Source organism: Saccharothrix sp. CCNWYY140 (genome assembly GCF_037401995.1).
Classification (GTDB): Bacteria; Actinomycetota; Actinomycetes; order Mycobacteriales; family Pseudonocardiaceae; genus Actinosynnema.
In genome coordinates this window covers 1-9,073 of the sequence record NZ_JBBEGC010000198.1, presented here as the reverse complement: position 1 = coordinate 9,073, position 9,073 = coordinate 1, and the positions used below count along the sequence as shown (strand labels likewise).

Below are 9,073 nucleotides of genomic sequence, written 5' to 3'. Positions count from 1 at the left end.
GCAAGAAGCCCCCGCCCTTGTAGTTGTGTCATCCTTGGCGGCCTGCCCGCCGGCGAGGCTCTTTTAATCTTTGAACTGAACGCTCCGCTCTCAAGCCCACGCTTCGCGGGTCCAAACAGGACGCGCTCCGCGCTCCTGAGCTCGGACGCGCTTCGCGCTCTTGAACGCGCTGAAGCGCTCGAAAGATTAAAAGCGGCGCTCGCCGCGCGGCAGGCCCCCGGGGGGGTGGAAGTGCGTCGGTTTCTTTCCCCGTCCGGCCTGCCGGAGGCAACCACACTTGGCCCGTTTTCGCAACCGGAAAAACTGGTTGCGAAAACGGACCAAGCGTGGTTGGGCTTCGCCCAGGCCGGACGGGGAAAGAAACCGAGGCCCTTCCTGTGGCTGGCAGCCACGCGAAAAAGCATCCGCGCGTTGTGCGGCGAGGAGGCGCGAAGGCGGAGTGGCGGTGAGAAGAGGGTGGCGTGTAAAGCACAACGCCGTCCGCGCATGGCGCAGACGGCGTTGTAGTGGAGCTGTGTCAGACAGCTGCCGCGACCACGTCCTCAGCAGGCTTGGCCTCGATGTCCAGCACCTTCTTGTTCCGCCGGTTCCGCTTCTCCAAGAAGTTCGCGAACCAGGTCAGCAACAAGCACATCGCAATATAAGTAGCCGCCACCACAATGGTGATCGGCACCAACGGCCGCCCGAACTCGAAGATGCCACCCAAGTACCGAGCCTGGTACAGCAACTCCTCATACGTGATGAGGAAGCCCAACGCCGAGTCCTTCAGCAGCACCACCAACTGGCTGATGATGGCCGGCAGCATCGCCCGCACCGCCTGCGGCAGCAACACAAGCGTCATCACCTGCGTCTTACGCATACCCACGGCGTAAGCGGCCTCGCTCTGCCCCCTAGGCAGGGACAGCACGCCCGCCCGGAAGACCTCCGCCAGCACCGAGCCGTTGTACAGCGTCAGGCCGAGCACCACCGAGTAGAACGGCGCGCCCAAGCCGATGCCGTAGTGGAAGATGAAGATCAGGACCACCAGCGGAACCGCGCGGAACAGTTCGACGACCACCATCGCCGGTGCCCGCACGATCTTGTGGTCCGACAGCTGGCCGGCCGCGAAGATCGCGCCGAAGACCATCGCCAGGACGGCACCCGCCAGGAACGCCCGGATGGTGTTCCACAGCGCGTCGATCAGGGTCGTCTGGACGTTCTTGTACTCCAGCCACGTCCACTTGGCGGCGTCGAACTGGCCGCTCGCGGTGAACCGGTAGAGCACGAAGCCGAGGCCGGCGACGAGCACCACGATGCCCAGTACCGCGTACAGGCGGTAGCGCAGCCGGGCCTTCGGGCCCGGGATGTCGAACAGGACCGAGGCGCTCATCGGGCGATGCTCCACCGCTTCTCGAGGCTGCGTTGCAACAGGGTCATGGGGATCACGAGGATGATGAAGAACAGCGCGACCCACAGCAGGCCGACCAGCTGGTCCTCACCGCGCTCGGACAGGTTCAGGCTGATCGAGCCGGCCTGGAACACCGAGAAGCCGGCCGCGATCGTGGTGTTCTTCAGCAGCGCGATCATCGTGCTCATCATCGGCGGCACGACGGCGCGGGTGGCCTGGGGCAGCACGATGGAGCCGAGCATCTGGCCGAAGGTCAGGCCCAGCGCGCGGGACGCCTCCGCCTGGCCCACCGGCACCGTGTTGATGCCCGAGCGGACGACCTCGCACACGAACGCCGAGGTGTACAGGGTCAGCGACACCACCGCGAAGGTGAAGTAGTAGCGGGCGGCCGAGCCGCCGAAGTCGGCCGCGTCCACGATCTTGAGCAGCGGGAACGCGAACGCGAAGAAGAAGAACACCAGGGTCAGCGGGGTGTTGCGGACGATCGTGACGTACAGGGTGCCCGCCGCGCGGAAGATGGGGACCGGCGAGACCCGCAGCATCGCCAGGAACGTGCCCAGCACCAGCGAGCCCGCCGCGGCGATCAGGAACAGCTCAATGGTGTTGAGGAACCCCGGCCCGTACAGGTCGAGGTTGTCGAGCAGGACGTCCATCGTCTTCCTCGGCTAGTGGGGGTCGGGGGTGGGGCCGCCCCGCCGCTTCGAGCGACGGGGCGGCCACCGAAGAGGGTCAGTACCGCTCGAGCACCGGCTTGGTGGCCGGCGAGCCCGACTTGCCCAGCGTCGCGTTGTAGATCTTCTCCCAGTCGCCGCCGGAGATGGCGGCTTCGAGGATGTCGTTCACCTTGTCGCGCAGGGCCTTGTCGTCCTTGGCCAGGCCGACGCCGTAGGGCTCCTTGGAGAACGGCTTGCCGACGACCTTGAACAGCTCCGGCTGCTGCGCCGCGTAGCCCTTGAGGATCGCGTCGTCGGTGGTGACCGCGTCGACCGCGCCCTGCTCCAGCTGCTGCACGCACTGCGAGTAGTTCTGGAGCTCGACGATGTTCGACGCCTCGGTCAGGCCCTCGTTCTTGACCTTCTGGATCGGCGTCGAGCCGGTGACCGAGCAGACCTTCTTGCCCTTGAGGGTCTCCGGGCCGGTGATCGAGTTGTCGGTCTTCTTCACCAGCAGGTCCTGGCCCGCGGTGAAGTACGGGCCGGCGAACGCGACCTGCTGCTTGCGCTTGTCGTTGATGGTGTAGGTGCCGACGTAGTAGTCGACGTCACCGTTGATCAGCGCCTGCTCGCGACCGGCGGAGGCGATCGCCTTGTACTCGATCTTGCTGTCGTCGTAGCCCAGCTTGGCGGCGATCAGCTTCGCGATCTCCACGTCGAAGCCGCTGTACTTGCCGCTGGTCGGGTCCTTGTAGCCCAGGCCCGGCTGGTCCTCCTTGACGCCGATGACCACCTTGCCGCGAGCCTGGATCTTCTTGAACGTCTCCGAGCCGTCCACCTTCACGTCGGTGGCGACGGCCTGCGTCGGGGCCGGGGTCGAGCCGCCCGGGGTCCCCTCCTTGCCGCACGCGGTCAGGGCGAGGCCGCCGGCCAGCAGCGCCACCGCAAGGGTGCGAACCCTCATCGTCTTACTCCTGCTCTTCGTCGGGGTCTGGCGGCGCCAAGTTCGAGCGCCGCGGTCAGAGGGACTTCAGTGGGTCAGGATCTTGCCAAGGAAGTCCTTCGCGCGGTTGGACTTCGGCGCCGAGAAGAAGGCCTCGGGCGTCGAGTCCTCGACGACCTCGCCGTCGGCCATGAAGATCACCCGGTCCGCGGCCTTGCGGGCGAAGCCCATCTCGTGGGTGACCACGAGCATGGTCATGCCCTCGCGGGCCAGCGTCGTCATGACGTCGAGCACCTCCTGGACCATCTCGGGGTCCAGCGCGGAGGTCGGCTCGTCGAACAGCATCACCTTGGGCTTCATCGCCAGGGCACGGGCGATCGCCGCCCGCTGCTGCTGCCCACCCGAGAGCTGGGCGGGGTACTTCTCCGCCTGGTTCGCGATGCCGACCCGCTCGAGCAGCTCCATCGCGGTCTTGCGGGCCTGCGCCGACGGGGTCTTGCGGACCTTGACCGGCGCGAGCATCACGTTGTCCACGATGCTCTTGTGCGCGAACAGGTTGAACGACTGGAAGACCATCCCGACGTCCGCGCGCAGGCGGGCCAGGTCCTTGCCCTCCGCGGGCAGGGGCTGGCCGTCGACCTCGATGGTGCCGGCGTTGATCGGCTCCAGGCGGTTGATCGTCCGGCACAGGGTCGACTTGCCCGAGCCCGACGGCCCCAGCACGACGACGACCTGGCCCTTGGGCACCTCGAGGTTGACCTGCTTGAGAACGTGGAGGGGCCCGAAGAACTTGTCCACGCCCGCCATCCGGATCATCGGCGGAGCAGGTGTGGGGGCGGTCATCAGATCCTCCAGTCGGGGCTCGGAGAGCGATGGCGGGAAACCTAGGTGTGAATCACCACACCAGTCCAGGCGGTTGAGCAAGACTTAGGGTCTCAACTCTGTCACAGGCAGGCGACAATAACTCGGGAGGACGCCGGTGCGCGTGCTGTTGGTCGAAGACGACGACCGCGTGGCAGAAGCGCTGGTCCCGGCGCTGACACGGCGGGGTTTCAGCGTAGACCGACAGGCAACCGGTCGGGGGACGCTCGATCGGTTGGCGGGTATCGACGTCGTGTTGCTGGACCTCGGTCTGCCCGATATCGACGGGGTGACGCTCTGCCGCAATATCCGGGCAGCCAGTGACGTCGCCATCATCGTGGTGTCGGCGCGCGGCGAAATCGACGACCGAATCCTCGGTTTGCACGCCGGCGCGGACGACTACCTGGTCAAGCCCTACGACGTGGGCGAGCTGGTGGCCCGGGTGCACGCCGTGCGGCGGCGGCGCGGCGACCCGGTCGGGGTGGGCGGCACCGGCACGGAGGTGTTCGAGGTGGCCGACGTGCGGGTGGACCTGGCCCGGCACGAGGTCACCGTGGCGGGTGAACCGGTGGCGCTGTCGCGCAAGGAGTTCCAGGTGTTGGCGCTGGTGATGGCCGCGGGCGGCGCGGTGTGCACGCGGGAGCGCATCCTGGCCGAGGTGTGGGGCCGGACGTGGGCCGGCGCGAACCGGACGCTGGACGTGCACGTGGCGACGCTGCGCACCAAGCTGGGCCGGCCGTCGCTGCTGGAGACCGTGCGCGGCGTGGGCTACCGGCTGTCGGTGGCCGGCTGACATGCGCTCGCGGCTGCTCGGGATCGTCCTCACCCTGGTGGTGCTGGTGCTGGTCGGCATGGGTGTCCCGCTCGGACGCGGTGTCGCGGCGACCGAGCAGCAGGAGATGTTCCTGGACCGGCTCACCGACACGGCCCGCTTCGCCTCGGTCGCGCAGCGTCCCCTGATCGACGACCAGCCGAAGGTGCTGGAACGCGAACTGGTCCGCTACCAGGAGCTGTACGGCATCAAGGTGGCCCTGCTGGACCGGACGGGCACGGTGGTCGCCGCGTCCGGGCCGGTGGACGTGGCCGCGGACGAGGTGCAGGAGCTCGTGGACAGCGCGCTGGCGGGCCGGCAGCCGACCGCGCCGCCGCTGTTCATGCCGTGGGACCGCACCGAGCTGGTGCTCGCCGAGCCGGTGCTGGCCGACGGTGAAGTTCGTGGCGCGATCGTGACCTTCTCCCCCACCGACAAGACCCGCGCCGAGGTGTCCCTGTGGTGGTCGGTGCTGCTGCTGGCCAGCCTGCTGGTGCTGGCGCTGGGCGTGTTCGTGGCGCTGCCGCTGGTGGGCTGGACGCTGCGGCCGGTGCGGGCGCTGGACGAGGCCACCGGCCGGCTGCTGGCGTCGGTGGTGTCCGGGAAGGCGGTCGAGCCGGTCGGGTCGGCGTCGGGTCCGCCGGAGTTGCAGCAGCTGTCGCGGTCGTTCGACCAGATGGCGGCGAACGTGACCGACGTGCTGGCCTCGCAGCGCGCGTTCGTCGCCGACGCGTCCCACCAGCTGCGCAACCCGCTGACCGCGTTGAAGCTGCGGCTGTCCAACCTGGAGGGTCACGTCTCCGGCGACGCCGTGGTGCACCAGGAGGCGGCGCTGGACGAGGCCGACCGGCTCAACCGCATCCTCGACGAGCTGCTGGCGATGGCCCGCGCCGCCGCGCCCTCGGTGGACCCGCTGCCGGTGGACGTGGACCAGGCCGTGGCGGGCCGGCTGTCGGCCTGGAACGCCGCCGCCGCGTCCCGCTCGGTGCACCTGGTGCTGGACGGCGAGCGCGGCGGGACGGCGCTGGCCCCGCCGCGCGGGGTGGAGGCCGTGCTGGACGCCCTGCTGGACAACGCGCTGAAGTTCACCCCGGACGACACGCTGGTCCGGGTGGACGTGCGGCGGCGTGACGGCGTGGTGCGGCTGTCGGTGCAGGACGAGGGGCCGGGGTTGGCGCCGGAGGAGCTGGAGCGGGCGACCGACCGGTTCTGGCGGTCGCCGGCGCACCAGAACATCCAGGGCTCGGGGCTCGGCCTGGCGATCGTGCGGCAGATCGTGGCGCGGGTGGACGGCGAGGTGGAGCTGTCCCTGCCGGAGGAGGGCGGCCTGCGGGTGACGGTCAGCTTCCCGGCCGTCTAGACCTTCACGTCCCGGTAGTAGCGCATCGCGCCCGGGTGCAGCGGGATCGGGGTGGTCTCGATCGCCGATCTGACCTCGATCGACCGGGCCACCGGGCTGGCCGCCACCAGCGCGTCCTGCGCCCCGAACAGGCCTCTGAGCAGCGCTTCCGCCACGTCGTCCGACATCGTGTCGTTGACCAGCAGGAAGTTGCGCACGACGAGCGTGGTGACCGGCTTGGTGACCGGGCCGCCGGGCAGCTCGTAGGCCGAGGCGGGCAGGGTCGCCGACCCGTAGACCGGGTACTCGGCCCGCAGCTTGGGCAGCACGTCGTTCAGGTCGAGCATGCGGATCTTGACCGTCGTGGCCAGCGTCCGGACACCGGAGGTCGGGACGCCGCCGGACCAGAAGAACGCGTCCAGGGCGCCGGCGCGCATGGCGTCGGTGGTGGCGTTGAGGTCCAGGTAGTGCGGCTTGAGGTCCGTGGTGGGCGAGATGCCGGCGGATTCCAGCAGCCGGTCGGCGATGAGCTTCACCCCCGAGTCCTCCGCGCCCAGCGACACGCGCAGGCCCTTGAGGTCGGCCAGCTTGGTGGCCGGGATGTCGTCGCGGACCACCACCTGGAGGTAGTCGTCGTGCATCCGGGCCAGCGCGTAGAGCCGGTGGCCCTGGGCGGCGTTGTGGGCGCGTTCGGCCGCGTCGGCCGCCGAGAACCCGACCTGGGCGGTGTTGGCGCCGAGGCGTTCCAGGTTGTCCACCGAACCGGCCGTCACCACGACCTGCGGGTGCGGGATGCCGGGGTCGCGGGTCCACGAGTCGGCCAGCGCGCCGCTGAGCCGGTGGTAGACCCCCGAGTCGCTGCCCGCCGCCATCGTGAGCTTGACCTGGTCGAACTGGTCGCCGCACGCGCTCAACGACAGCGTGGCCAGGGCGAGCACCGCCCCGGCCGCCTGCACCCGCAGCAGCACTCCCGACACCCGCGCATCGTGCCACGTCCACGCTCTACCCTGGACCCGACGGAAGGATGGGGTGGGAGTGACCCGCAGTTACCAGATCCGCACGTTCGGCTGCCAGATGAACGTGCACGACTCCGAGCGCCTGGCCGGGATGCTCGAGGACGCGGGCTACGCACCCGCGGAAGGTGACGCGACCCCCGACGTGGTCGTGTTCAACACCTGCGCGGTGCGGGAGAACGCGGACAACAAGCTCTACGGCACCCTCGGCCACCTCGCGCCCGCCAAGGCCGCCAACCCGGACATGCAGATCGCCGTCGGCGGCTGCCTGGCGCAGAAGGACCAGGGCGAGATCGTCAAGCGCGCCCCGTGGGTCGACGTGGTCTTCGGCACCCACAACCTCGGCTCGCTGCCGGTGCTGCTGGAACGCGCCCGGCACAACCGCGAGGCCCAGGTCGAGATCCTCGACGCCCTGGAGACCTTCCCCTCCACGCTGCCCGCCCGCCGCGACTCGGCGTACTCGGGCTGGGTGTCGGTGTCGGTCGGGTGCAACAACACGTGCACGTTCTGCATCGTCCCGTCGCTGCGCGGCAAGGAGAAGGACCGCAGGCCGGGCGAGGTGCTCGCCGAGGTGCAGGCCCTGGTCGACGAGGGCGTGCTGGAGGTGACCCTGCTCGGGCAGAACGTCAACTCCTACGGCGTCGAGTTCGGCGACCGGTACGCCTTCGGCAAGCTGCTGCGCGCGTGCGGCGGCATCGAGGGTTTGGAACGCGTCAGGTTCACCTCCCCGCACCCGAAGGACTTCACCGACGACGTCATCGCGGCGATGGCCGAGACGCCGAACGTGTGCCACCAGCTGCACATGCCGTTGCAGTCGGGCTCGGACCGCGTGCTCAAGGAGATGCGCCGGTCCTACCGGTCGGCCAAGTACCTGTCCATCCTGGACAAGGTCCGCGAGGCCATGCCCGACGCGGCCATCACCACCGACATCATCGTCGGCTTCCCGGGCGAGACCGAGGAGGACTTCCAGGCGACCCTCGATGTCGTGCGCGCCTCGAAGTTCTCCAGCGCCTTCACCTTCCAGTACTCCAAGCGCCCAGGCACTCCTGCCGCTTCGCTGCCCGACCAGCTGCCGAAGGAGGTCGTGCAGGAGCGCTACGACCGCCTGGTGGCGTTGCAGAACGAGATGTCCTGGGAGCAGAACAAACTCCAGGTCGGCCGCACGGTAGAGGTCCTGGTGGCGAACGGCGAGGGCCGCAAGGACGCCGAAACCCACCGCCTGTCCGGCCGAGCAAGGGACGGCCGCCTGGTCCACTTCGCCCCCGGCGAAGCAACCATCCGGCCAGGCGACGTCGTGGAAACCGTCATCACCTACGCGGCCCCCCACAACCTCATCGCAGACAGCCCCTTGATCAGCCACCGCCGCACCAAGGCCGGCGACCGTTCAGAAGCAGGCATCCGCCCGAAAACCGCAGGCGTCACCCTGGGCCTCCCGAAGTTCGGCGCCCCGGCCCCCCTCCCAGCCGCGGACGGGTGCGCCGTCGGATGACCAACGACCCAGACGACCTCGCCGGCCTCCGCGACGAGATCGACCGAGTGGGCAAAACAGCCGCAAAACGCTTCGACCCAGGCTCGGGCGCGATGCTCATCGCGGTAGCCGTGCTGGCGATCCTGGTGTCCTTGATCCTGCCGTGGGTGGGCGAGGACGTGGGCTTGCAGGTACTGCTGGGCACGGCTCCGGCCCTGCCGAAGGTGTTCTCCTACGCCGTCCTGGTGGCCGGGGTGATCTTGCCGGCGATCACCTTGGTCGCCCGGCGGTGGGCTTTGGCATGGGTGAGCGCGCTCGCGTCTTTCGCGGCCTCGGTGAACGGCGTCCTGTCGATCTGGATGACCCAGACAACAACCGGCCACCAGCCCGGACCCGGCCCAGGGGCGGGCCTGGTCATCGCGGTCATCGCCATCATCGTGCTACTCGTGAAGTGGCTGAAAATCGCCGCCTCCCGCCCCGCCCTCCAGTAACCCCTCACTGTCTCCGCGCGCAGCGCGGCGGCGAAGCCGGCAAGTGGCAGTCCGCCGGGGAGGACACAACTCAACTTGGGCTTCTTGCTTGTGTCATCCCCGTATGG

At 69.1% G+C, this 9,073-nt stretch carries 9 protein-coding genes; 4 read left to right on the top strand and 5 right to left on the bottom strand.

All coding sequences use genetic code 11. The features are described 5' to 3' along the window. Positions 1-517: 517 nt before the first annotated feature. The 4 genes from WBN91_RS37870 to WBN91_RS37855 all read right to left on the bottom strand — a co-directional run bounded on the left by WBN91_RS37870 (position 518) and on the right by WBN91_RS37855 (position 3,799). Complete coding sequence (locus WBN91_RS37870; protein WP_337729144.1) at positions 518-1,369, bottom strand: amino acid ABC transporter permease; 852 nt, start codon at positions 1,367-1,369, stop codon at positions 518-520. After that, on the bottom strand, positions 1,366-2,040 hold the full coding sequence (locus tag WBN91_RS37865) for an amino acid ABC transporter permease (protein WP_337729145.1): 675 nt from the start codon (positions 2,038-2,040) through the stop codon (positions 1,366-1,368). The genes WBN91_RS37870 and WBN91_RS37865 overlap by 4 nt, the downstream gene beginning before the upstream one ends. Positions 2,041-2,116: 76 nt before the next feature. Next, positions 2,117-3,004 (bottom strand): glutamate ABC transporter substrate-binding protein, encoded by an 888-nt coding sequence (locus WBN91_RS37860; protein WP_337729146.1) that lies wholly within the window; start codon positions 3,002-3,004, stop codon positions 2,117-2,119. Between the two features lie 66 nt (positions 3,005-3,070). Continuing rightward, positions 3,071-3,799 carry an amino acid ABC transporter ATP-binding protein gene (locus WBN91_RS37855; RefSeq protein ID WP_337729152.1) on the bottom strand — a complete coding sequence of 243 codons (729 nt, stop codon included), beginning with the start codon at positions 3,797-3,799 and terminating at the stop codon, positions 3,071-3,073. 163 nt (positions 3,800-3,962) lie between these two features. On the opposite strand from WBN91_RS37855, the gene WBN91_RS37850 reads away from it, so the two are divergent. Together WBN91_RS37850 and WBN91_RS37845 are read left to right on the top strand one after the other, a co-directional pair. After that, positions 3,963-4,637, top strand: a complete 675-nt coding sequence (locus WBN91_RS37850; protein WP_337729147.1) for a response regulator transcription factor — start codon at positions 3,963-3,965, stop codon at positions 4,635-4,637. Between the two features lies 1 nt (position 4,638). Then, positions 4,639-6,015 carry a sensor histidine kinase gene (locus WBN91_RS37845; protein ID WP_337729148.1) on the top strand — a complete coding sequence of 459 codons (1,377 nt, stop codon included), beginning with the start codon at positions 4,639-4,641 and terminating at the stop codon, positions 6,013-6,015. Here WBN91_RS37845 and WBN91_RS37840 read toward each other — a convergent pair. Beyond that, on the bottom strand, positions 6,012-6,971 hold the full coding sequence (locus tag WBN91_RS37840; protein ID WP_337729149.1) for a TAXI family TRAP transporter solute-binding subunit: 960 nt from the start codon (positions 6,969-6,971) through the stop codon (positions 6,012-6,014). The genes WBN91_RS37845 and WBN91_RS37840 overlap by 4 nt on opposite strands. Positions 6,972-7,029: 58 nt before the next feature. On the opposite strand from WBN91_RS37840, the gene miaB reads away from it, so the two are divergent. Both miaB and WBN91_RS37830 read left to right on the top strand, forming a co-directional pair. After that, positions 7,030-8,496: a tRNA (N6-isopentenyl adenosine(37)-C2)-methylthiotransferase MiaB gene (gene miaB, locus WBN91_RS37835; RefSeq protein ID WP_337729150.1), complete on the top strand. Its 1,467-nt coding sequence runs from the start codon at positions 7,030-7,032 to the stop codon at positions 8,494-8,496. After that, positions 8,493-8,966 (top strand): Rv2732c family membrane protein, encoded by a 474-nt coding sequence (locus WBN91_RS37830; RefSeq protein WP_337729151.1) that lies wholly within the window; start codon positions 8,493-8,495, stop codon positions 8,964-8,966. The genes miaB and WBN91_RS37830 overlap by 4 nt, the downstream gene beginning before the upstream one ends. Positions 8,967-9,073: the final 107 nt, after the last annotated feature.

What these genes read in the sequence shown, in the direction of transcription:
- WBN91_RS37870 (WP_337729144.1), bottom strand. Translation starts at nt 1,369, where the DNA reads ATGAGCGCCTCGGTCCTGTTCGACATCCCGGGCCCGAAGGCCCGGCTG.
- WBN91_RS37865 (WP_337729145.1), bottom strand. Translation starts at nt 2,040, where the DNA reads ATGGACGTCCTGCTCGACAACCTCGACCTGTACGGGCCGGGGTTCCTC.
- WBN91_RS37860 (WP_337729146.1), bottom strand. Translation starts at nt 3,004, where the DNA reads ATGAGGGTTCGCACCCTTGCGGTGGCGCTGCTGGCCGGCGGCCTCGCC.
- WBN91_RS37855 (WP_337729152.1), bottom strand. Translation starts at nt 3,799, where the DNA reads ATGATCCGGATGGCGGGCGTGGACAAGTTCTTCGGGCCCCTCCACGTT.
- WBN91_RS37845 (WP_337729148.1), top strand. Translation starts at nt 4,639, where the DNA reads ATGCGCTCGCGGCTGCTCGGGATCGTCCTCACCCTGGTGGTGCTGGTG.
- WBN91_RS37830 (WP_337729151.1), top strand. Translation starts at nt 8,493, where the DNA reads ATGACCAACGACCCAGACGACCTCGCCGGCCTCCGCGACGAGATCGAC.